At 70.2% G+C, this 23,497-nt stretch carries 17 protein-coding genes and 2 pseudogenes; 13 read left to right on the top strand and 6 right to left on the bottom strand.

Annotated features, from left to right (window positions below):
• The first annotated feature begins 3 nt into the window (after window positions 1–3).
• The 4 genes from AB0D57_RS43600 (at window position 4) to AB0D57_RS43585 (ending at window position 7,141) form a co-directional block, all read left to right on the top strand.
• A complete protein-coding gene (locus AB0D57_RS43600; RefSeq protein WP_362087415.1) occupies window positions 4–5,004 on the top strand; it encodes an amino acid adenylation domain-containing protein in 5,001 nt (1,666 codons plus the stop codon).
• Between the two features lie 85 nt (window positions 5,005–5,089).
• On the top strand, window positions 5,090–5,320 hold the full coding sequence (locus tag AB0D57_RS43595; RefSeq protein ID WP_362087406.1) for an MbtH family protein: 231 nt from the start codon (window positions 5,090–5,092) through the stop codon (window positions 5,318–5,320).
• Window positions 5,321–5,331: 11 nt separating this feature from the next.
• Window positions 5,332–6,273, top strand: a complete 942-nt coding sequence (locus AB0D57_RS43590; RefSeq protein WP_362087412.1) for an ATP-binding cassette domain-containing protein — start codon at window positions 5,332–5,334, stop codon at window positions 6,271–6,273.
• A 16-nt stretch (window positions 6,274–6,289) separates the two neighbouring features.
• Entirely contained in the window at window positions 6,290–7,141 is an 852-nt protein-coding gene (locus tag AB0D57_RS43585) for an ABC transporter permease (RefSeq protein WP_362087403.1), read from the top strand.
• An 85-nt stretch (window positions 7,142–7,226) separates the two neighbouring features.
• On the opposite strand, the gene AB0D57_RS43580 is transcribed toward AB0D57_RS43585, so the two are convergent.
• Both AB0D57_RS43580 and AB0D57_RS43575 read right to left on the bottom strand, forming a co-directional pair.
• Window positions 7,227–7,676, bottom strand: a complete 450-nt coding sequence (locus AB0D57_RS43580) for a hypothetical protein (RefSeq protein WP_362087400.1) — start codon at window positions 7,674–7,676, stop codon at window positions 7,227–7,229.
• A 559-nt stretch (window positions 7,677–8,235) separates the two neighbouring features.
• Window positions 8,236–9,345 (bottom strand): Ku protein, encoded by a 1,110-nt coding sequence (locus tag AB0D57_RS43575; protein WP_362087397.1) that lies wholly within the window; start codon window positions 9,343–9,345, stop codon window positions 8,236–8,238.
• A 405-nt stretch (window positions 9,346–9,750) separates the two neighbouring features.
• Here AB0D57_RS43575 and AB0D57_RS43570 point away from each other — a divergent pair, with 405 nt between their 5' ends.
• Together AB0D57_RS43570 and ligD are read left to right on the top strand one after the other, a co-directional pair.
• Window positions 9,751–11,886, top strand: coding sequence for a transposase (locus tag AB0D57_RS43570; protein WP_362087394.1), 2,136 nt, complete (start codon window positions 9,751–9,753; stop codon window positions 11,884–11,886).
• A gap of 57 nt (window positions 11,887–11,943) precedes the next feature.
• Complete coding sequence (gene ligD, locus AB0D57_RS43565; RefSeq protein WP_362087391.1) at window positions 11,944–12,825, top strand: non-homologous end-joining DNA ligase; 882 nt, start codon at window positions 11,944–11,946, stop codon at window positions 12,823–12,825.
• Window positions 12,826–13,001: 176 nt separating this feature from the next.
• Here the strand turns inward: ligD and AB0D57_RS43560 are convergent, their stop codons facing one another.
• Window positions 13,002–13,805, bottom strand: coding sequence for a nuclease-related domain-containing protein (locus AB0D57_RS43560; protein WP_362087388.1), 804 nt, complete (start codon window positions 13,803–13,805; stop codon window positions 13,002–13,004).
• A 107-nt stretch (window positions 13,806–13,912) separates the two neighbouring features.
• On the opposite strand from AB0D57_RS43560, the gene AB0D57_RS43555 reads away from it, so the two are divergent.
• The 7 genes from AB0D57_RS43555 (at window position 13,913) to AB0D57_RS43525 (ending at window position 22,009) form a co-directional block, all read left to right on the top strand.
• The gene (locus AB0D57_RS43555; RefSeq protein ID WP_362087385.1) at window positions 13,913–14,419 is read left to right on the top strand and encodes a dual specificity protein phosphatase family protein; all 507 of its coding nucleotides are present in this window, start codon (window positions 13,913–13,915) and stop codon (window positions 14,417–14,419) included.
• Between the two features lie 278 nt (window positions 14,420–14,697).
• Complete coding sequence (locus tag AB0D57_RS43550; protein ID WP_362087382.1) at window positions 14,698–16,080, top strand: hypothetical protein; 1,383 nt, start codon at window positions 14,698–14,700, stop codon at window positions 16,078–16,080.
• A 114-nt stretch (window positions 16,081–16,194) separates the two neighbouring features.
• Window positions 16,195–17,568 carry an FtsW/RodA/SpoVE family cell cycle protein gene (locus AB0D57_RS43545; protein ID WP_362087409.1) on the top strand — a complete coding sequence of 458 codons (1,374 nt, stop codon included), beginning with the start codon at window positions 16,195–16,197 and terminating at the stop codon, window positions 17,566–17,568.
• Between the two features lie 55 nt (window positions 17,569–17,623).
• Window positions 17,624–19,081, top strand: coding sequence for a penicillin-binding transpeptidase domain-containing protein (locus tag AB0D57_RS43540; protein ID WP_362087379.1), 1,458 nt, complete (start codon window positions 17,624–17,626; stop codon window positions 19,079–19,081).
• A gap of 108 nt (window positions 19,082–19,189) precedes the next feature.
• On the top strand, window positions 19,190–20,221 hold the full coding sequence (locus tag AB0D57_RS43535; protein WP_362087376.1) for a permease: 1,032 nt from the start codon (window positions 19,190–19,192) through the stop codon (window positions 20,219–20,221).
• Window positions 20,218–20,937 (top strand): TIGR03943 family protein, encoded by a 720-nt coding sequence (locus AB0D57_RS43530; protein ID WP_362087373.1) that lies wholly within the window; start codon window positions 20,218–20,220, stop codon window positions 20,935–20,937. The genes AB0D57_RS43535 and AB0D57_RS43530 overlap by 4 nt, the downstream gene beginning before the upstream one ends.
• Window positions 20,938–21,121: 184 nt before the next feature.
• Window positions 21,122–22,009: a septum formation family protein gene (locus AB0D57_RS43525; RefSeq protein WP_362087370.1), complete on the top strand. Its 888-nt coding sequence runs from the start codon at window positions 21,122–21,124 to the stop codon at window positions 22,007–22,009.
• A gap of 109 nt (window positions 22,010–22,118) precedes the next feature.
• Here the strand turns inward: AB0D57_RS43525 and AB0D57_RS43520 are convergent, their stop codons facing one another.
• The 3 genes and pseudogenes from AB0D57_RS43520 to AB0D57_RS43510 form a co-directional block, all read right to left on the bottom strand.
• Window positions 22,119–23,063 carry an ADP-ribosylglycohydrolase family protein gene (locus AB0D57_RS43520; RefSeq protein WP_362087367.1) on the bottom strand — a complete coding sequence of 315 codons (945 nt, stop codon included), beginning with the start codon at window positions 23,061–23,063 and terminating at the stop codon, window positions 22,119–22,121.
• Between the two features lie 43 nt (window positions 23,064–23,106).
• A pseudogene (locus tag AB0D57_RS43515) lies at window positions 23,107–23,277 on the bottom strand (aminobenzoate oxygenase); the annotation flags it as partial.
• Between the two features lie 80 nt (window positions 23,278–23,357).
• Window positions 23,358–23,497, bottom strand: a pseudogene (locus tag AB0D57_RS43510) (RNA-guided endonuclease TnpB family protein); the annotation flags it as partial.

The following is a 23,497-nucleotide window of genomic DNA, read 5'->3' as shown; positions in this document are numbered from 1 at the left end:
GATCTGGGCCGGCTGCCGGCCTGGTATGCCCGTCATCCGGAAGGGGCGGGCGGGCCGCGGCTGGTGAACATGTACGGCATCACGGAGACCACCGTGCACGTCACTCACCGCCTGCTGGACGAGGAGACCGTCAGCGGGCAGGGCGCGAGTCTGATCGGTGAGCCGATCCCGGACCTGCGCCTGTATGTCCTGGACACGGCACTGCAGCCCGTCCCGGCCGGAGTGGCGGGGGAGATGTATGCGGCCGGTCCGGGACTGGCCCGCGGTTACCTCAATCGTCCCGGCCTGTCCGCGGAGCGTTTCGTGGCCGATCCGTTCGGCCCGTCGGGTGCCCGTATGTACCGCACCGGTGACCTGGCCCGTCACCTGCCCGACGGCGAACTCGAATACCTCGGCCGCGCGGATGACCAGGTCAAGGTCCGTGGGTTCCGCATCGAACTCGGCGAGATCGAATCGCATCTGACCGTCCACGAGGCCGTGAACCAGGCCGCCGTGATCGTCCGCGACGATCGCCTGATCGCCTACACCACCGGCACCGCCACCACGCCGGCGGAGGAGTTGCGTCGGCACCTGACCGCCGCCCTGCCGGCACACATGATCCCTACCGCGTTCGTCACCCTCGACGCGCTCCCGCTGACCGGCAACGGCAAACTCGACCGCAAGGCCCTCCCCGCCCCCGACACCACCACCAACCCCACCACCGGCCGGGCCCCGCGCACCGCGCAGGAAGAAATCCTCTGCCACCTGTTCGCCGACACCCTCGGCCTCGACCACATAGGCATCGACGACAGCTTCTTCGATCTGGGTGGACACTCCCTGCTCGCCACCCGCCTCGTCTCCCGCATCCGCACCACCCTCAACACAGAACTCTCCGTCAAAGACCTCTTCGACAACCCCACCATCACCACCCTCACCCGCACCCTCACCACCACCCCCACCGCCCGCACCCCCCTCACCCCCCAACCCCGTCCCGACCGCATCCCCCTCTCCCACGCCCAACGCCGCCTCTGGTTCCTGCAGAAGCTGGACCAGGCCTCGTACCTGTACAACATCTCCACCGCGGTACGGCTGCACGGCACGCTCGACCACGAGGCGCTGCGGCAGGCACTGCACGACGTGACGAGCCGGCACGAGAGCCTGCGGACCGTGTTCGCGGAGAGCGCGGAGAACGCAGAGGAAACAGGGGGCACAGAGGGCGCGCATCAGGTCGTCCTGGACGCCGAGCAGGCCCGCCCGGAGCTGATCGTGGTGCCGGTCACCGAGGAGGAGCTGGCCGAGCGGGCCACGGAGGCGACCCGGTACGAGTTCGACCTCACGGCCGAACTCCCGCTCCGCGTCTGGTCGTTCGAGCTCTCCTCGGATGAGCACGTCCTCCTGGTGGTGCTGCACCACATCGCGGGCGACGGCTGGTCGATGGGTCCGCTGGCCCGCGACCTGGCCGCCGCGTACGGGGCGCGGCTGGAGGGTCGCGCACCCGAGTGGGAGCCGCTGGCGGCGCAGTACCCGGACTTCGCGTTGTGGCAGCGGAAGGTGCTCGGCTCCGAGGACGACCCCGAGTCCCCCATCTCGCGCCAACTCGCCTACTGGCGGCGCACCTTGGCCGACCTGCCGGCCGAGCTGGAGATCCCCGCGGACCGCAGCCGCCCCGCCCTCCCCTCGTTCCGCGGCGACACCGTCGCATTCGACATCCCCGCCGAGCTGCACGCCGCCGCACGCACCTTGGCCGCTGGCCGGAACGTCACCGTCTTCATGGTCGTGCAGGCGGCCCTCGCCACCCTGCTGTCCCGGATCGGGGCCGGCACCGACATCCCTCTGGGCACACCGGTCGCCGGACGCACCGAGTCCGCGGTGGAGGACCTCGTCGGGTTCTTCGTCAACACCATGGTGCTGCGCACCGACGTGTCCGGGAACCCTCGCTTCCGCGAACTCCTCGACCGGGTCCGCCGTACGGACCTGGAGGCGTTCGCGCACCAGGACGTGCCCTTCGAGCGGCTCGTCGAGGTCCTCAACCCGGAGCGGGCGCTGGCCCGCCACCCCCTCTTCCAGACCGCGTTCAGCTGGAACAACGCGGGCGTCGCACTGGATCTGCCGGGCCTGACACCCGCCGGTCAGCAGGTACGCGCGGGCACGGCGAAGTTCGACCTGAACTTCGCGATGGCCGAGCACCACACCGCGGACGGCGAACCGGCGGGCATCCTCGGGCAGGCCGAGTACAGCCTCGATCTGTTCGACCGGGAGACGGTCGCGGACCTGACGGACCGGCTGGTGCGGCTGCTGGCCGCCGCGGTCGCGGAACCCGACCGCAGGATCGACGAGTTCGAGCTGCTTTCGGCCACCGAGTTGCGGCGGGTCGTCGACGACTGGAACGCCACCGCGGCACCCGCGCCCGTCGTGTCCCTGCCGGAGCTGTTCGCGGCACAGGCAGAGCGCACTCCGGACGCCGTGGCCGTGGAGTGCGGCGGGACCCGGTGGACGTACGCCGAGCTGAGCGCACGGGCGGACCGTCTGGCGGAGCACCTCACGGACCTGGGGGTGCGGGCGGAGACGCCGGTCGCGCTGCTCATGGAACGCTCGGCGGATCTCGTGGCGGTCATGCTCGCGGTGGTGCGGGCGGGCGGTGTGTACGTACCGCTGCACACCGGCTACCCGACGGCACGGATGCGCGCGGTGCTCGCCGAGGCCGGTGCGCCGGTGCTGGTCACTCATCGGGCGATGGCCGAGCACGAGTTGGTGGCCGAGCAACAGACCGCCGGAGTCGCGCTCCTGATCGCCGACGAAGAGCCGAAGCCCGCGCAGGACTCCCACGAAAACCCGGAACCCGCTCACCCCACCACCGAGAACCCGGAACCCGCACACCGCTCCGCCAACCCTGCGCCCCGCGCCGTGCAGCCGGACCGCCTCGCCTACGTGATGTACACGTCCGGTTCGACCGGAACCCCCAAGGGCGTGGCCGTCACCCACCGGGACGTGGCGGACCTCGCCCTGGACCGCGGCTGGGGCGTCGGCGAGGGCGACCGTGTCCTGATGCACGCGCCGCACGCGTTCGACATCTCCGTGTACGAGATCTGGGTTCCGCTCCTTCGTGGGGCCCGGGTGGTGATCGCGCCGCCGGGCGCCCTGGACGCGGCGGTCCTGGACGGCCTGGTACGGGAGCGGGGCATCACCCATCTGCATCTGACGGCCGGCCTCTTCCGGGCCATGGCCGAGGATCCCGCGGACTCCTTCGGTCTCGTACGCGAAGTCCTCACCGGCGGTGACGTGGTGCCCGCGAGCGCGGTGGAGCGGGTACTGGAGGCCAACCCCGGGACGACCGTGCGCCATCTCTACGGCCCTACGGAGATCACGCTGTGCGCCACAGCCCACGCAGTCCGGGCGCCGTACCACGCGCCGGACGGTCTGCCGCTGGGGCGTCCTTTGGACAACACCCGCGTCTACGTCCTGGATGCGAGGCTGCGTCCGGTGCCGGTCGGAGTCACGGGCGAGCTGTTCATCGCGGGTGCCGGTCTGGCCCGCGGCTATGCGCACCGCCCCGGTCAGACGGCGGAACGCTTCGTGGCCGACCCGTTGGGCGGGCCCGGCACGCGGATGTACCGCACCGGCGACCTGGTGCGATGGAACCGCCGGGGGCAGCTGGAGTTCGTCGGCCGGGCCGACGACCAGGTCAAGATCCGCGGTTTCCGGGTGGAGCCCGCGGAGGTGGAGAACGTCATCGCCCGGGCGCCCGGCGTCGCGCAGGCCGCGGTGGTGGTACGGGAGGACGTCCCCGGTGACAAACGGCTCGTGGCCTACGTCGTTGCGGCGGCGGAGCCCCGGCCGACCGAGGCGGGACTGCGTGACCGCGTGGCCGGCGTACTGCCCGAGTACATGGTTCCGGCCGTGGTCCTCATCGACTCCCTGCCACTGACCCCGAACGGCAAACTGGACCGCGAGGCGCTGCCCGCACCGCGTCACAGCGGCGACGGACGCGGGGCGGCCGTGACACCTCAGGAGCAGATCCTGTGCGGGCTGTTCGCGCAGGCGCTGGGCGTGGAGCGGGTCGGCACCGAGGAGAGTTTCTTCGCGCTCGGCGGACATTCGCTGCTCGCCACCCAGCTCATCGCCGGTATCCGCAGGACACTGGGCCTGCGCGTGTCGATCCGGGACCTCTTCCAGGCACCCACGGTCGCGGGCCTGCTCAAGCAGCTGGACGCGGAGGGCAGCAAGGACTCGTTCTCGGTGCTGCTGCCACTGCGGGCGGGCGGCGATCTCACCCCGCTGTTCTGCTTCCACCCGGCCCTCGGCCTCGGCTGGTGCTACGGCCGGCTCGCCGCGCATCTGCCGGGCGCGCTGCCGGTGTACGCGCTCCAGGCGCGCGGCCTGCTCGGCCAGGACGCCCCCGCCGGGACCCTGGACGCGATGATCGACGACTACTGCGCACAGATCCGCGAGGTCCAGCCCGAGGGCCCGTACCGGCTTCTCGGCTGGTCCATGGGCGGGCTGCTCGCGCACCGGGTCGCGACCCGGCTGCAGGAAGCGGGGCAGCGCGTCGACGTCCTGGCGATCGTCGACGCCTATCCGGTGGCTTCGACCCGGGAGGACTGGGACTCGGCGGAGATGCTCGCGCAGATCGGCAAGGATCTCGGCTTCGATGTCGCACACGTGCGGCCCGACCAGGAGGAGAAGGTTCTCGCGGATCTGCGGGCCAAGGGCCATCCGCTGGGGCATCTGCCGGGCGGCGACATCGGTGCGGCGGTCCGTGTATATGTCAACAGTTCCCGTCTGACGCGGAATCTGCGACCGGACGTGTTCGCCGGCGATGTCCTGTTCTTCTCCTCCGGAACCTCGTTCACCAGGGACGACCCCACGTACAACGCCGCCAGGTGGGAGCCGTACGTCTCCGGCGAGATCACCCAGCACGTCATCGACGAGCTCCACGAGGACCTGTTGATCGAGCCGACCTCGGTCACGACGATCGCCGAGGTCCTCACCAAGTACCTGCGGACCGCCGGACAACCACGGCGGTAGCGGAAACAGAAGCACACCGAAATACCCGAAAAGCAATCACGCTGAGCAACCAAGCCAAGCAATCCACGTAAGGAAAGGAAACACCGTGAGCAACCCCTTCGAGGACCCGGAAGCCACCTACGTCGTGCTGGTCAACGACGAGGGACAGCACTCCCTTTGGCCGTCCTTCGCGGAGGTGCCGGCGGGCTGGTCGGTCATCGTGCCGGAGACGGACCGGCAGGCCTGCCTGGACTACATCAACGAGAACTGGACCGACATGCGGCCCAAGAGCCTCGTAGCGGCGATGGCGGCTGCCGGGCAGGACCCCACCACTTGAGCGGCGAGGCCATGATCAGGGCCGTCGGCGTCCGCAAGAGCTTCGGCGAGGTCCACGCCCTCAACGGCGTGGACGTCGAAGTGGAGCGGGGCCGGGTGCTGGGGCTGCTCGGCCACAACGGAGCCGGCAAGACGAGCTTGGTGAACATCCTCTCCACGGTCTCGCCGGCCACCGCCGGAACGGTCACCGTGGCCGGTTACGACGTGGCGTCCCAGGGCGCCGAGGTCCGCACCCGGATCGGCGTGACCGGGCAGTTCGCCTCGGTGGACGAGTATTTGACCGGGTTCCGCAACCTCGTCCTCATCGGCCGGCTCCTCGGCGCGGGGCGGCGCGAGGCGGCGGCACGGGCCACCGAGCTGCTCGAACTGTTCGAGCTGACGGGCGCCGCCCACCAGCCTTCCGGCACCTACTCCGGCGGAATGCGCAGACGGCTCGATCTGGCGGCCAGCCTGGTCGGCCGGCCGGACGTGCTGTTCCTCGACGAGCCGACGACCGGGCTCGACCCGGCTACCCGGATCGCGCTGTGGGAGACGGTCGAGAAGCTGGTGGCGGAGGGTACGACCGTACTGCTCACCACCCAGTACCTGGATGAGGCCGACCGGCTCGCCGACTGGATCACCGTGCTGTCAAAAGGCAGGGTCGTCGCATCGGACACCTCCGACCGGCTCAAGGCCGAACTGGGGCACCGGGCGGTGCAGGTGGTGCTCACGGACACGGCCGACATCGGCGTGGCGGCTGCCGCGCTCACCGCCGCCGGATTCCGCCCGAGGGCCGACCCGGAGCGGCGCGCGCTGTCCACCCGCGTGGACTCGTCGGCCGCCGTCACAGGCGTCGTACGAGCGCTGGACTCCGTCGGTATGGAGGCCGTCGAACTCACCGTCAAGGAGCCCTCCCTGGACGACGTCTACCTGGCACTCACCCAGTCCCCCGCTGCCGCAGACGACGCGGCCTGATTTCACAGGAGTTCTGTTGGCCATCCAAGAACGCACGTTGGAGGAGGTGACGGACCGCGCGGACGCCTCGACCGGCACAAAGTGGCGTGGGGGCAAGCCCACCGCCCAGCTGTGGGTGCTGACCGGGCGCCAGATCCGCTCCATGTACGGCGACCGGCGTCTCGCGGTGTTCAGTCTGATGCAGCCCGTGATCATGCTGCTTCTGCTGAGTGAGATCTTCGGCAGCATGGCCGACCCCGACGACTTCCCGCACGGCGTGCGCTACATCGACTACGTGGTGCCCGCTCTGCTGGTCACCACCGGTATCGGTTCGGCGCAGGGTGCGGGGGTGGGGCTGGTCAGGGACATGGACAACGGCATGGTGGCCCGGTTCCGGGTGCTGCCCACCAACCTCTTCCTGGTGCTCGTGGCCCGCTCCGTGGCCGACCTGCTCCGCGTGTTCACCGAGTTGGCCGTACTGCTGGCCGTCGGTGCCGTCCTGTTGGACTTCCGTCCGTCCGGGGGTGTTCCGGGCACACTCGCGGCTCTTTTCCTCACCCTGTTCGTCATCTGGTCACTGATCTGGGGATTCATCGCTCTCGCGGCATGGCTGCGCAGTGTGGAGCTGATGTCGAGCCTCGCGGTCCTGGTGATGTTCCCGCTGATGTTCGCCTCGAGCGCGTTCGTCCCGTTGGCCGCCCTCCCGGAGTGGCTGCGCACGGTGGCACATCTCAACCCCGTTACGTACGCGGTCGACGCCGCCCGCCGCCTCGCGCTGGGCTGGGATCCCGGGTGGAGCGTCCTCGGAGCGCTCGCCACCAGCGCCGCGCTCATGGCCCTGGCGATGTACGTCGCCGGCCGTTCCTTCAAACGGCCACCGAACGAGTGACCGGTGACAGAGGAATGCCGCGATGCCGACTCCGGTGAAGGAGCCGCGCACCTCGGCATTCACTGTGTTTGAATCACTAGCCTCCTCAGCGTCCTCCGCCACCGCCGCCGCCGTGGCCTCCGCCACCGCCGCCGCCGTGACCTCCACCGCCACCGCCGTGGCCTCCGCCACCGCCGCCGTGGCCTCCGCCACCGCCGCCGTGGCCTCCGCCGTCGCCGTGGCCGCCGCCGCCGCGTCCGTTGTCACCGCCGCCGCGTCCGTTGTCACCGCCGCGTCCGTTGTCGTGGTCGCCGCCGCGTCCGTTGTCGTGGTCGCCGTAGCCGTTGTCGTCGTCGTTGTTGTAACCGCGGTCGTATCCTCGGCCGTTGTCGCAGTCGTTGTCCCACCAGCCGTAGTCGCAGTCGCGGCTGTAGCTGGAGTCGTGCGTCGGGGCAGACGCCGAGGCCGTGCCCGCCGCGCCGATCGCGGCGCCACCGGCCATCAGAACGCCAGCAGCGGACACCGCGAACAGACGCTTCACGCGCTGTGATCGCATGGGTATACCTTTCCTTCCATCGTCTCGCGCGACTCTCGACGTCGCGGGACATATGGCCGCGCCCGCAAGGGGGCAATGTGCGGCGCGGTCGTAGCGTCGCCGCATGACTATGAGAGGCACGTCTGGGCCGCCGTCGCCGCCCTGACTCCGCGTAAGGTTGCGCGGGCGGGGCTACGGTCGCGGTCCCTGCTCTGTCAGGAACCTCGCCGGCCGGGGGGGCGTGCCCCGGGTTGCGGCTCTCACTTGTAGACGCTAGTCCCCCATTCGCCGCTTGGCATCTTGAGTGGGCAACCAGTTTGCGCAACCGCACCGCGCGACTCCCCGCCCCTCCACCACACGCGCACCGATCCGCACCGCGATCACCGCCCACCAGGGCCCACTCAGCACCTCGCACCCGCCCCTCGAGCCACTACCACCGCCCCGCACTCACTGCACTGCACGCACAACGCACGTATATACGGCGACACTTGAAGGTCCGCGACGCGCAACTCCCTTACGGTGGCGGGCTGACCCATCCCCTGCGTGTCCCCCAGGGCCAGGCTCAAGGGAATGCCCCGGCTCAGGCCGACGCGCGCTTTCGTGGCGCGGTCTTTCTGGCGGTCGTCTTCTTGGCGGTGGACTTCTTGGTGCCCGCTGCCTGGGCTGTCGACTTGGCGGTGCTCTTGGCGGTGGTCCCCGCCGGGGCCTTCTTCGCCGTCGCTTTCGTCGCCGTTTTCGTCGTCGTTTTCGTCGCTGTTTTCGTCGCTGTTTTCGTCGTCTTCTTGGCCCCCGACTTCGTCGCCGTCGACGTCGACTTCTTCCCGCCGACCGCCTTGGGCTCCGTACGAGCCGACTTGCGGGCCGGGAGCGGCGTGACCTCGGTGGCCTCGCCGGTGTCCTCGCCCCGCGACTCCTTGGCCGCGCGCACGCTCTTCTCCAGAGCGGCCATCAGGTCGAGCACCTTGCCGCCCGCCTCCTCCCCGACGGGGGCCGCGGGCGCCTGTTCACCGGATGCCTTGGCGGCGATGAGCCGCTCGACCGCCTCGCGGTAGTCGTCGTGCAGATCGGCCAGGTCGACCTCGCCGAGGGTGTCCATGAGGGCGTCGGCCAGGTCCAGCTCCTTGTCACGGACGGTCACGCTCGTGTCCGGGGCGACCTCGTCCGCGGCGCGGATCTCGTCGGGCCAGAGCAGCCCGTGCATGGCGATCACGTCGTCGACCACCCGCAGCATGCCGAGCCGCTCGCGCCCGCGCAGCGCGAACTTCGCGATGGCGACCTTCTGGCTGCGCTTGAGGGCCTCGCGCAGCAGGACGTACGGCTTGGCGGCGGGAACGCCGTTCACGGACAGGTAGTACGCCGTGTCCATCTGCAGCGGATCGATGCGGTCGGCCGGCACGAAGGCCACGATCTCGATCGTCTTCGCGGTCGGGATCGGCAGCGAGGCCAGATCCTCGTCCGTGATCGGGATCAGCATGCCGTCCGCGGCCTCGTACGCCTTGCCGATCTCACCGGTGGTGACCTCGTGGTCCTCCAACTCGCAGAACTTGCGGTACCGAATGCGGCCGCCGTCGTCGAGGTGGATCTGCCGGAAGGAGATCGAGTGGCTCTCCGTCGCGTTCACGAGCCTGATCGGAATGCTGACCAGGCCGAAGGAGATGGCGCCGTTCCAGATGGATCGCACGTGCAGCACCTTCCTGACACTGACACTGACGTTGGCACTGCCACGAATTCGGGAGGTGCCGGTAAAGCCAGGGTATTCAACTGCGGGGGGTTTGGCTTAAGGAGGCTGGTTGATGCTGCTTCGCGTCATCGGGACGGTTCCTTGGACTCTGCCACCCGTTTCCGTCTGCCTGGTAATGGTTTCCGCTGTATTTGTGAGTGGGGGCGTTCCTCCTTCTCTGCGTCGTGGGATGGCGACGGTCGTGGTTTCCCGTGCGTTGTGGTGCCGCTCGGGGCGTGCGGGGCTCGGGCGGGTCGACGGGACATGGTGAGGCCGTGTCCTTGTGTGATGGTCGTTCGTTAGCTCGATCGGAGTGCCCGGGGGCGGCCGCTTTGGGGGGACTGACCGGGATCGTGCGGGAAAGGGGAGATGGGTGTGGCCAGGGTGATGGCGACGGCCACCTGTACCGCCTTCCACGGTGTCCTGGAGGGCAGTGGTGAGCGGGTCGGGCAGGGCTTGCTGTGGGAACGGGTAGGTTTTCTGGCCCGGTTGAGCCGGGAGCTGACCGGTGCTCTGGTGGCTTCCCGGTGGGACGAGGACTCGCTGGACGTACTGGACGCCGGGGTGGACGAGCGCGGCGAGGCGCTGCCGTCCAAGGGGTGGATGGCGATGCGCCGTCTGAACTGGCCGCAGGACGTCACACCCCCGGCCGGGGTATATGTGTCGGACCGGGTGCGGCGGGGTGCCGAGGAGTACGCGGCCAGGACTCTGCGGCTGGCCCTGCACCGCCGCACCATCGTGACCGCGGTCCTGGCCACCTGGCCCGCCGATCCCCGTCGGCGCACCGAGGCGGAGTGGACGGCGTTGCGGAAGCTGCTGCCCGCCGGGGTGAGCGGTGCGGAGATCCGCAACCGCACCCGCCAGGTGCGTGCGTACGTGGCCGAGCACGGGAAGCTTCCCGCCGGGCTGTGCGCGTTGGAGGGCCCGCCGCAGGTGGCCCCGCTGGTGTTGCTGGCGGCGATGGACCGCCAGCAGGTCACCCTTGCGCGGGTGGACGCGGCCACCGCCCAGCTGCGGGTCAAGCTCCCCCTCAACGCTGTCCCCGCTAGGGGCCGGGACTGGGCCTGGCACGTGATCGACATCCGGCTGCCCGCCACCGTTTCGGCGGACGCGGTGCTGCACACCCCGACCCTGCGCCCCACCGGGGCTGGGAGGATTGCCGTCGACCTGCCGCATTCGAGGCCCGCCCCGGCCACCAAGGCGAGCGGGCATACCGTGGCGGTCGGCTTCGACTGGGGTGTCAACACCCTGCTCACCGGCATCCTCGGCCGTCTGACCGGCAAGAAACAGACCCGGCGGGTTCTCACCGACGGGCGGCCGCTGGTCTTCGACGCCAGTGCCGCCCTGCACCGGCTGCGCGGCCACCGCGAGCACCTCGCCGCCAAGCGCGACCACTACCGGGCCCTCGCGGACGGGCTCGGCGCCCCGCACCTGGCCTGGGGTGAACACCTCGACCGGGCCCGGGTGCTGGAGGTCGAGCACGAGCGGGTGTGTGCCCGCATCCGGCACCTGAATGCAACGCTGGCCCGGGCGGCTGCCCGCTGGGCCGTCGACCAGGCGGCAGCGCTCGGCGCGAGCGTCGTCTACCTCGAAGACCTCACCAATCTGGAAGCCCGCGGCCACCGGCGCGGTAATGCCCGCCTGTCCGGGCAGGTGCGCGGCACGGTGGCCGACGCGATCCGCCATCTGGGTGCAAGGGCGGGTATCGCGGTGGTCACCGTCCCGGCCCGCGGCACCTCAAAGCTGTGCCCCGGCTGCCTCGGCAAGCTCACCCACCACCCGGCACCCGACCGGCTGGCCGAACGCGGCTGGAAATGGGCACACTGCACCGGGTGCGGGCTTTCCATGGACCGCGACCATGCCGCCGCCCGCCGGATCGTCTCCCGCGGCCTGCTCGCCCAGACCCACACCACCACCGACCGCACCACCCACACCCGCACCATCCGCACCACTGTGGACGGCACCGTGACCCTGGTCCGCCGCCCGAAGAAGACCACCCGCCGCCTGCGCCGCAGGCGCCAAGCGGGGACCGCACCGCCCCGCCCGGACAGGCCGAAGACCACCCCCGGCAAGGGCCGCCCCACCCCCAGCAGGCCCACCGGCCCCCGGCACCAAAACGCCCCGCACACCGCCCGAAGCCAGGTCCCCGGCTCGAAGACTTCCCGCCGTATGCCCGACGTGCGTACGGTTCCCGCCACCACCCCCACCGGGATGGTCCAGCGTCCGGCGGGGCATGGCACCCAGGCACCAGCAGCATTCAGGCCGGTGCCAGGTCATGGAGTACCCGCCCATACCCGGGTGGAAGAAGGCCTTCTTCCACCCGGACGCAGGCGGCTCTCACGCAGAACCTGTCGACGACGCACCCGCGCCGCCGAGCGGACCGGCTTCCACCACCTGCACGCCACCCAAGTCCACCCCCTCACCCCGAGGATCGGACCACCGGACGGCAACCGCACACGGCCACGCCGCGCCCGAAAAGCCCAGAAACCACAGGCACACACAGAGTTCTAGAGACGCTAAACGGACGTCAGCGACACCACATATCCGCAAGCGTGCGACTCTCGTCCTATGACGCCGATCGCGGAGGTCGCGGGACGAAGGCTCGCGCTCACCAATCTGGAAAAGGTCCTGTACCCCGCGACGGGCTTCACCAAGGGCGAGGTGCTGCACTACTGCGCGACGGCCGCGGACCCCCTGCTGGCGCATCTGCGCAACCGGCCGGTCTCCTTCCTCCGCTACCCCGACGGACCGGACGGGCAGGTCTTCTTCACCAAGAACGTGCCGCCCGGCACACCCTCCTGGGTGGAGACCGCCGAGGTCCCCCGCACGGAAGGTCCCGCCCGTATGGTCCTGATCCAGGATCTCGCCTCGCTCATGTGGGCGGCGAACCTTGTCACCGAGTTCCACACCCCCCAATGGCAGGCGGACGCGCCCGGTTCGGCCGACCGGATCGTGTTCGACCTCGACCCGGGTGCGCCCGCGACGGTCGTCGAGTGCTGCGAGGTCGCCTTGTGGCTGCGGGAGCGGCTGGCCGCGGACGGGATCGAGGCGTACGCGAAGACGTCCGGCTCGAAGGGGCTGCATCTGCTGGCGGCGCTGGTGCCGGCGCCGTCGAAGGACGTCAGCGCGTATGCGCGGGAGCTCGCCGTCGAGGCGGAGCGGGCGCTGGCCGGCCGCGTCACTCACCGGATGACGAAGAGCCTGCGGCCGGGGAAGGTGTTCGTCGACCACAGCCAGAACGCCGCCCGTAAGACCACAGCCACGCCGTACACCCTCCGTGCCCGGCCCGCACCGACCGTGTCCACGCCGGTCACCTGGGACGAGGTCGCGGGCTGCGACGACCCCGCGCGGTTCGTCTTCCTCGCCCAGGACATCGCTCCGCGCCTCGAGCGGTACGGGGATCTCCTGGAGCCCCTACTGAACACCCACCACGCCGGCGCACTCCCGTGACGGGGGCCGGTGGGGTGATTTTTCAAACGCCGGACGGGCTGACATACCCAGCCCGTCCGGCGTTTGAGGACGAGCCCTTCGGGCGAGCGGGGGTCCAGGGGGCGGAGCCCCCTGGCGGGGGGCTGGGGGCGGAGCCCCCAAGGATGGGACGGGTAGGGGCGGCGGGGGCGAGGAACTCACGTCCTCAGCCACGTGTGCCGGTCCCGGGCCATCGCATGCAGCGCCTCCACATCCCCCGGCTTCAGAACCCCACCCAGCCGAGCCAGCGACGACAGATCCGCGTCGAGGAGGACACGGACATCGCGAAGTGGACCCAGGACATCCAGCTCCACGGCACCCGTCACGGCAAGGACGGGACGAACCTCCGCGGTCAGCGCGTAGGCGGCCCGATCCGCATCGGCCCGCACCCGGCGAAGCAGCGGCGACGGCTCACGCCGGCCGACCGTCACCATGGGATCGGCAACGAGAACCCTCTGCTTACGGGCATACAGCGCCCGGACGCAGAAGAGCCCGCCGGGTCCGACGACGAGGTGGTGGATCCGGTCACCGCCGGGCAGCGGAACCGAGTGCAGGGTGTGCCACCCCGCACCCTCCAGCCGATCGAGCGCTTCACCGACGGTCTGCTCGGCGGCCAACGCCCGCCGCCGCGGATCGGGCCGCAGCCGACGCGCCGGGCCCGGGTCGCGGTCGAGGGCGATCACCAGCGCCTCGCCGGGCCGGTTCGGCGCGAGGTCGTCGTCCGGGTGGAGGGTCAGACGGGCCAGCTCAGCGGGGGTCGGGACCGGTGGGGGCCCCACCGTCACCGGACCGGTCAAAAAGGGGCCGAGCGCGTCGAGCACATCCTCCCGCCGGTCCTCGCTGAGCAGGTTGACCCGGGCCGCCTCACGGTCGTACCAGGCGACGTTCCTCCCGTCCGTCAGGCAGACGTACAGCCGCTCCTGACCGTGCCGCCAGGTCGGTATGACGCGCAGTCCATTCATGCACCATCACCCCATGACCATGGGAACAGGAGGGGTGCTCCAGGGGCAAGAAGCCGGTTACCTTTGTGAGGAGTTGTGGGAGTTGGGGGAGTCGGCTGGAGGCGCCGTTGCGAACCCGTAGGAAGCAATCCGATGTACCGGCTCCCGACAGTCCGTGGAGCGAGATCGTGCCGGGTCTGTGGATGGGCGGGCACGCGTTCGCGGGCCATTCCGGAGAGCCGGAGTTCGCCGTCGTACGCGATGAGTTCGACCTGGTCCTGACGTTGCTGCGGCTGCCGGGGCACGGTCCGGCACCGGGCATCGAACACCATGTGTGGCCGATCCCGGACGGGCCCCTCGACGGGACGCAGCTGGCGGGCGTGATCCGTCTCGCGCGGGCCGCGGACGACGCGCTGGAGGAAGGGCGCCGAGTCCTCGTCCGCTGTTATCACGGCTACAACCGCTCGGGGCTCGTCGTCGCGCACGCGCTCGCCCTCGCGGGGCACACCACCGAGGACGCGATACGGCTCATACGGAGCCGGCGCTCACCGTGGGCTCTGCACAACGAGCTGTTCGTGGACTACCTGCGCGCCGGGCTGCCCACGGCCCGCCTCCTGGAGGAGCTGGCGGAGTAGGGAGTCAGCCCGCGCCACGGCACGGGTTGACGAGCGCGCTCGGCCAGGTGGAGGTGTCGGGCGTGCGGCCGGTCTTCGCGGGCGCTACCGAGGACGGCGCGGTGGGCGACCTTGACGCTCCCTCAGCGCGAGCCGGGAGATCGCGTCCGTGAAGGGCCACCCGGGGCACTCTGAGCGCCTGCGCGTCCCCGATGGCTCAGTGCGACCTGCGCGCAGCCCCGACCCGATCCTAATGTGGCGATAAGTCAGGTTGTCACACTTATTGGAGGAGCCCCCCCATGTCCCTGCGATCCACCTTCACCCGCACCGGAATGGCTCTAGCCGCCGGCACGCTCATCGCGGTCGCCGGAACGACTCCCGTCATCGCTGACGACGAGTGGGACACCAACCAGGGCGGCAACAGCAGCGACTGGGACGGCAAAGGCGAAAGCGGCGACACCAGCCTCGGCACAGGCGTCAGCCCCAACGGACTCAACAGTGTCGGCGGCTTCGGCGTCATCGGAGGCATCAACAGCTTCGGATACGGCAACGGCTTCGGAGGCAACGACTTCGGGGGCTTCAACGGCTTCAACGGAAACGGCTTCGGCGGAAACGGCAGAGGCAACAACAACGGCTTCGGCAACAACAACGGATTCGGGGGCCACGGAAACGGGTTCGGCGGCAACGGCTTCAACGGCAACGGCTTCGGCGGCTTCAACGGAAACGGCTTCGGCGGAAACGGATTCGGCGGCAACGGGAACGGCTTCGGCGGGAACGGCTTCGGCGGAAACGGCAACGGCTTCGGCGGGAACGGCTTCGGCGGCAACGGGAACGGCTTCGGCGGGAACGGAAACGGAAACGGGTTCGGCGGAAACGGGTTCGGCGGAAACGGGAACGGCAACGGCTTCGGCGGCAACGGCAACGGCTTCGGCGGGAACGGAAACGGCAACCGCGGAGACGGAAACGGCTTCGGCGGAAACGGGAACGGCAACCGCGGAGACGGAAACGGCAACGGCGGAAACGGGAACCGCGGAGACGGCAGAGGCAACGGCTTCGGCGGAAACGGAAACGGAAACGGCAACCGCGGAGACGGAAACGGCAACGGAGGCCACGGGAACGGAAACGGCAACGGAAACGGCAACGGCTTCGGCGGCAACGGGAACGGAAACGGGAACCGCGGAGACGGCAGAGGCAACGGCAACAACAACGGCTTCGACGACAACGGCAGAGGCAACGGCAGAGGCAACGGCAACGGCAACGGCAACGGCAACGGCGGAAACGGCTTCGGCGGCAACGGCGGAGGCAACGGCAACAACAACGGCTTCGGGGGCCACGGCAACGGCTTCGGCGGAGACGACGGCAACGACTTCGGCTTCGGAGGCGGCGGCGGCAACGGCGACGACGACCACGGCGCCAACGGCCCCAGCGGCGACCGCTACGACGACCGTCGCTACGAGGGCCGCGTCACCGCCCGCAACGGCCTCTCCCTGCGCAACGCCCCCTACCGCGGTGCCCGGATCATCCGCGTCGCGCCGAACGGCGAGCGCCTCGACATCTACTGCAAGACATCGGGCCACCAGGTCGAAGGCGACACGCTCTGGTACCTGGTCAGCGAAGGCACCTGGTCCTGGGCCCCGGCGCGCCACATCGACAACATCGGGGAGTCACCGCGCTGGTGCTGAACCCGACTTCAGGCACACCGGAACGGCCCGTTTGTCACCACATAACGGGACATCGGCCCACTCGCTTGCTACGTTCCGGACATGACCCAGCCCGGAATGCACGGAACACACGGCATGCCCGGAACAAAGGGGCCAACCGAACCAACGGCCACGATCGCCCCCGCCGTACGTCTCCCCAGGCGCCGCGGCATCGAGTTCAGCCTCATCGTCGTCGCCGTGCTGCTGTCCGTGTACGGCTACTGCGCTGTCGGACTGGCTCAACACGGTACCGTCCCGCCCGGCGCCGCCGGTTACGGCGCCGGGCTCGGCGTACTCGCGCTCCTCGCCCACTTCGCGGTGCGGTGGCGGGCACCGTACGCCGATCCGCTGCTGCTCCCCATCGCCGTACTCCTCAACGGCCTGGGCCTGGTGCTGATCTACCGCCTCGACCTGGACACGCCGGGCGACCAGGCCGCCGCCACCGCCCAGCTCGTCTGGTCGACGCTCGGTGTCGCCTTCTTCATCATGGCCGTGCTCTTCCTGCGCGACCACCGCGTCCTGCAGCGCTACACCTACGTCTCGGTCGTCACCGCGCTGGGCCTGCTGATCCTGCCGATCTTCTTCCCCGCCGTGAACGGCGCCCGCATCTGGATCCGGATCGCCGGATTCTCCATCCAGCCGGGCGAGTTCGCGAAAGTGCTGCTCGCGGTCTTCTTCGCCGGCTATCTCGCGGCCAATCGCAACGCCCTCGCCTACGCGGGCCGCCAGATCTGGCGGTTCGAACGGCTCCAGCTCCCCACCGGGCGCGTCCTCGGCCCGATCGTCACGATCTGGCTGCTGAGCGTGCTGGTGCTGGTCCTGGAGCGGGACCTCGGGACGTCGTTGCTCTTCTTCGGTCTGTTCGTGATCCTGCTGTACGTCGCCACGGGCCGCAGCGGCTGGATCGCGGTCGGCCTGCTCCTCGCGATCGTCGGCGCCCTCACCGTCGGCCGGCTCGAACCGCATGTGCACAGCAGGGTGCAGGACTGGCTGCACCCCTTCGCGTCGATCGACGCGGGCCAGGGCTCCAACCAACTCGCCCAGTCCCTGTTCGCGTTCGCCGCCGGCGGCATGCTCGGCACCGGCCTCGGACTCGGCCACTCCCACCTCATCGGCTTCGCCGCCAAATCGGACTTCATCCTGGCGACGGCGGGCGAGGAACTGGGCCTGTTCGGCCTGTCGGCGATCTTCCTCCTCTATGCCCTTCTCGTGGAGCGCGGCTACCGCGCGGGCCTCGCCCTGCGCGACCCCTTCGGACGACTCCTCGCCATCGGCCTCGCGTCGATCGTGGCGCTCCAGGTCTTCGTGATCGCGGGCGGAGTGACCGGGCTGATCCCCCTGACCGGCATGGCGATGCCGTTCCTCGCCCAGGGCGGCTCCTCGGTCGTCACCAACTGGATCATCGTGGCGCTGCTGATCCGGATCAGTGACTCGGCGCGCAGCCAGTACGACGGGACGGCGGCGCCGTGAGCCGCGCGAGCCGCGTCCATCGCGTCAGCCGCGTCAGTCGCCAGGAGGTCTCACCGTGACCAAGTACATCCGCAGGGCCGCCGCGCTGTGCGCCCTGCTGCTCGTCGCCCTCCTGGTCAACGCCGCCCGTGTCCAGGTCTTCCAGGCCCGGTCGTACGACGACAACCCCGCCAACCGCCGTCAGACGATCGCCCGTTACAGCCAGCCCCGCGGCGCCATCCTCGTCGACGGCCGGCCGGTCACCGGTTCCAGGGACAGCGGCGAGCAGCTCCGCTACGAACGGACCTACCGTGACGGCCCGTTGTACGCACCGGTGACAGGCTTCGCCTCGCAGCTGTACGGAACGTCGTTCCTGGAGAACACCGAGGACGGCATCCTCTCCGGCACCGACCCGATGCTCTCCCGGCTCCCCCTGTACAACGACATCACCCGCGCCCAGAACCCGGGCGGCAAGGTCGTCACCACCCTGGACCCGGCCGCACAGCGAGCGGCGTACGCCGGACTCGGCTCGCGCCGGGGTGCGGTCGCCGCCCTCCAGCCGTCCACGGGGAAGATCCTGGCGCTGGTCTCCACACCGTCGTACGACCCCGCGGTGCTCTCCGGGACGGGCTCGGCCGTGAAAGAGGCGTGGCGGCGGCTGAACGGGGCCGAGAGCAAGCCGATGCTCAACCGGGCGATCCGGCAGACGTATCCACCGGGGTCGACGTTCAAGGTGGTGACGGCCGCGGCGGCGCTGGACGCGGGGGCGGTGTCGGACGTCGACGCGGAGACCACGTCCCCGGATCCGTTCACGCTGCCCGGCACCACGACGCGGCTCACCAACGAGGTCGAGGGCTGCGAGGACGCCTCGCTGCGCTACGCCTTCGCGTGGTCGTGCAACACGGTCTTCGCCAAGCTGGGCGTGGACGTGGGGCTGCAGGACATGACGCGCACGGCGGCGGCCTTCGGATTCAACGACAGGGAGCTGAAGGTCCCCTTCTCCGTCGCGCCGAGCAACTTCGACACCCGGCTGGACCGGGCGCAGTTGGCACTGTCTTCCATCGGCCAGTTCAACACCCGTGCCACTCCCCTCCAGATGGCGATGATCGCGGCTGCGGTGGCGGGCGACGGGACCGTCAGAGCGCCGTACCTGGTGGACCGGACGACCACGCGCGACGGCACCACGGTGTCGGCGACCAGCCCACGGACACTGCACCGGGCCATGTACCCCACCACCGCGACGCAGATGCGCGAGCTGATGACGGACGTGGTGAGCAAGGGCACCGGGAGGAAGGCCGCGATCCGGGGCGCGACGGTCGGCGGCAAGACCGGCACCGCCCAGCACGGCGTCGGCAACTCCGGCATCCCGTATGCCTGGTTCATCTCCTGGGCGCAGGCGGACGACTCCATGGAGGCGGCGGTGGCGGTCGCGGTCGTCGTCGAGGACGCGGCGGCCGACCGCGTGGACATCAGCGGAGGCGGCGACGCGGCTCCGATCGCCAAGGCGGTCATGAAGGCGGTGCTCGGGTTCTGAGCCGAAATGAGCGGCCCGGAGTGAGCAGGCCCGCCTGAACCGGCGTACTGATGGGGAGGGCACCCCGTCCACCGAACCCAGCCCTGCCCTGCCGGAGGTATCTCGCCCGTGAGCACCACCAAAGCGGCCCCGCCGGAGGTCGCCCACCACGACGCGGACGATCCGCACGGCCGCGCGCACGGTTCACAGGGCTGGCAGTTCAACTCCCCCCTCGTCCTGATCATGCTGCTGCTCTCGCTGGTGGTGGCGCAGGGACCGATCCGCCGGGCGCTGTCCGCGCCGGTGATGCAGAGCTGGATGACCGTGTTCGTCGCGGTGGTCGTCCAGGCGCTGCCCTTCCTCGTCCTCGGGGTGCTGCTGTCGGCGGTCATCGCGGTGTTCGTCCCGCCGTCGTTCTTCGCCCGCGCGCTGCCGAAGCGGCCCGCCCTTGCGGTGCCGGTCGCGGGGATGGCCGGGGCGGTGCTGCCCGGCTGTGAGTGCGCGTCGGTGCCGGTGGCCGGGGCGCTGGTGCGACGGGGCGTCACGCCCGCGGCGGCGCTGGCGTTCCTGCTGTCGGCCCCGGCGATCAACCCGATCGTGCTGACGGCCACCGCCGTCGCGTTCCCCGGCAACCCCGAGATGGTTCTGGCCCGGTTCGTGGCGAGCCTGCTCGTGGCGTGTGCGATGGGGTGGGCCTGGCAGCGGCTGGGGCGCAGCGACTGGCTGCGTCCGCCCGCCCGTCCCCCGCACGAGGGGCTCGGCAAAGGGGCGGCGTTCTGGGGATCCGTACGGCACGACGTGATGCACGCCGGTGGCTTCCTGGTCGTCGGCGCGATGGCGGCTGCCACGCTCAAGGCCGTCGTACCGGCCGACTGGCTGCGGGCCGCGGCGGACAATCCGGTGGTGGCGATCCTCGCGCTGGCGGTCCTGGCGGTGCTGTTGTCGATCTGCTCCGAGGCCGACGCGTTCGTGGCCTCGTCCCTGACCCAGTTCTCGCTGACGGCGCGGCTGGCCTTCCTCGTGGTGGGGCCGATGATCGACCTGAAACTGTTCGCCATGCAGGCCGGCACGTTCGGCCGCGGGTTCGCGCTGCGGTTCGCGCCCGCGACCTTCGTCCTGGCCGTCCTGATGTCGGTCCTGGTCGGGGCGGTGCTGCTGTGAACCGGCAGGCCCAGGCGGCGGTGTTGTTCCTGATCGGCGCGGCGGTGCTGCACGCCGGCTTCACCGACCTCTATCTGCGCTACGTCAAGGAGGGGCTGCGCCCGTTGCTGCTCGCGGCCGGGGTGGTCCTGATCGTGACGGCACTGGCGACGGTCCGGTACGAGCGCCGACGCCCGCAGCAGGATGACGGGGGTGACGGCCATACCCACCGCGAACCCCGTATCGCTTGGCTTCTCGTCCTCCCCCTGTTCGCCCTGATCCTGGTCGCCCCGCCCGCGTTGGGCTCCTACAGCGCCACCCACACCGGTACGGCCCTGACGAAGCCCTTCGCCTACCCGGCCCTCCCCACCACCGACCCCCTCCCGCTCAGCCTCGTCGACTACGCGGGCCGCGCCGCCTACGACCACGGCCGCTCCCTGGGCGACCGGCGGCTCGAGGTCACCGGTTTCCTCGCCCTCGACCGCGACGGCACCCCGTACCTGGTCCGGATGGCCCTCAACTGCTGTGCCGCAGACGCCCAGCCGGTCAAGATCGGCCTGACCGGAGACATCCCGCCCGTCCTGCAACCCGACACCTGGCTCCAGGTCACCGGCACCTACACGGCCAAACGAACGAAGGACCCCGTCAACGACGGCATCATCCCGTTCCTCGACGTCGCCGAGGCCAAGCCGGTCCCGGCCCCGCGCGACCCGTACGACGAGAGCTGGAACCAATAGACGAGCGACCGCGCGCACAGGACCCTCCCGACTCCCACCTGCGAGAAGTCCGGATACAACCCTCGCGGCCCGTCGCGAGTCAAAGACGCCGCGATGAGGTGAGGGCCTGCGCACAGCCGGGCCACAGGAATGGCATACGATGCGCGCGACCCTCATAAAGATCACATAAGAGGATGTACACATCATGGCTATCCGAGCCCCGTATCGCTCCCTTCGCGGCATATCCGCCGTTGCCGCCCTGCTTGCGATCGGCGCGGTGGGATGCTCGGACGTCTCCGACGCCGTCGACAGCGCTAAGGACGGCGCGAAGAAGGTGGCCCGCCAGCGCTCGGTGTTCTCGCTGGACACCGGCGACTGCTACAACCCGAACGGCAAGGCCGAGGGGACGGCGTACGCCGTCGAGATCGTGCCCTGCGACGAGGCGCACGAGGGCCAGGTTGTCGGCGAGTTCGCGATCGACGAGGGCAAGGAGTACCCCGGCGACGACGGGGTCTCGACGATCGCGGACAACCGCTGCCCGGTCGAGGCGCAGAAGTACGCCCCGGACACCTGGGCGCTCCCCAAGGGCGTCGCCCTCTTCTACTACACCCCGACCAAGGAGAGCTGGGCGACGGGCGACCGCGCGGTGAGCTGCACCTACACCGCGGAGAAAAGCACGCTCAGCAGCTCGCTGGACACCGCGAAGTCCCTCAAGCCCGAGCAGACCACGTACCTCAAGGGTTCGAACGCGGTCTACGAGGCCCTGTGGGCCAACCAGTCCGAAAAGGACGCCGTCGAGGACGACCTGGCCGGCTACAAGGCGCAGGCCAAGGCCGTCGCGGCCGCCCTCGACGCACACGTCAAGGGCCTGGACGGCATCAAGGGCACCGAGGTCGGCAAGCTCCGCGCGACGCTGACGAAGGCGGCCGGGAACTGGAAGAAGGCCGCGAACGCCGCCGACGCCGACGCGTTCTACATCGCCTACGACCCGGCGTTCACCGACATCGACCCGAACAAGTCGGTCGCCGCCCGCAAGGAACTGGGCCTGGCCACCACCGTCCCGGCCGACGACGCCGAGGTCTGGGCGGGCTGACACTCCGTCGGATCAGCGGGGCCGCGTCCGTCAAGGACCCGGCCCCGCTTCAGGGCTCCGCGAGTTACAGAAGATCACGACCAGGTCCACATCGACGGCGATCGGATCATCATTCCGCACCTGGAGAAGCTCTCCGCGTTCCGCTTCTCGGAGCTCCGGGTACCGCCTCCCGGCGTCGCAGCCACTCCTCGGGTACGCCCTCGACTCCCGTACGCGCGGCCACGATTCCGCCCGTGATGGCGCAGGTCGTGTCGACGTCGCCGAAACCCTCCGCCGTGGTCCACAGGGCGGAGGTCAGATCGTCGGGGTGGCGGGCGGCGCACCAGACGGCGAAGGGCACGGTGTCGTCGGCGCGGACACGCTGGCCGTTGCCGAGGAGGTCGGAGGCTTTCCAGGGTTCGGTGGTGAAGGGGAGCCGGGACGCTCGGAGGAGGCCGTCGCGGACCGCGCTCGCCGGTGTCGCGGACGCGACGGCGTCGATGTCCAGCTCACCGCGGGCCGACAGCGCGGCCGCCACGGCCACCGCGACCGCGCCCGCGATGCCCTCGGGGTGGGCATGGGTCACCTGCGCGGAGAGCGTCGCCTGTTCGACGACGAGCGGGAGGCTGTCCTGAAACCAGGCGCCCAGCGGAGCCACCCGCATCGCCGCGCCATTGCCCAAGCTGCCCTGGCCGTCGAAAAGTTCGCGCGCCAATTCCTCCCAGCGGTCCGGCTCCTGGAGGAGGCGCGGGAGTAGTTGGTGCATGCCGTAGCCGTAGCCGCGGGCCTGGTCCGCCTCGTAGCCGAGCGCGAACACCTGGGCCAGCTCCGGCTGCCGGATTTCTCCGTGCTCGTCGAGGATCCGGAAGACACCGAGCGCCATGGCCGTGTCGTCCGTCCAATGCCACTCCGGTTCCTCCGGGGTGCGCCGGGCGCGGATCTCCTCGTACGCCTGAGGGCGGTCGCGGAAGAGGGGGAACCAGCGTTCGCCGAAGGCGTCGCCGAGGGCCAGGCCTTCGAGGCTGCGGCGGGCCGCGGCGCGGTTCGAGGGTGCGGAGGTCGGGGCGGGCGTCATGGGTGTGATCCTGCCGTTTTCGACGGGATGTCGCACACGTGTTTTACGAGTCCGCGCCGGACTCGATCATCGTCTCCACCTCCGCCACGCGCTCCTTCTCCTCCGCCGCGAACCTCTCCGCGTCCAGTCGCTCCGCGATCTCCTCGTCCTGGGCCATCAGCAGGTCGAGGTTGGAGTTGCCCATCTCGAAGACGCCCATGTCGACATAGGCCTGGTCAACGACCCGGGAATGAATTCCCGGGCTTGCAGCTCGTGACCATCACTGGCAGTGATGGGTCCGGCCACGTCCAGAACTCACGCGATGAGCGTGAGTTCAGGGACCGCTGACTGGGCCCCGCAGACCCACGCCATCCACCCGCGGTGGGCGATGTTGTGGGACGAGTTGCGGTCCGCGTGATCAACGAATCCGCAGGACCGGCAGGCGAACCGGGCTT

It is taken from the genome of Streptomyces sp. NPDC048275 (assembly GCF_040652275.1).
Lineage (GTDB): Bacteria > Actinomycetota > Actinomycetes > Streptomycetales > Streptomycetaceae > Streptomyces.
This window is presented reverse-complemented; position numbering and strand designations above follow the sequence as displayed.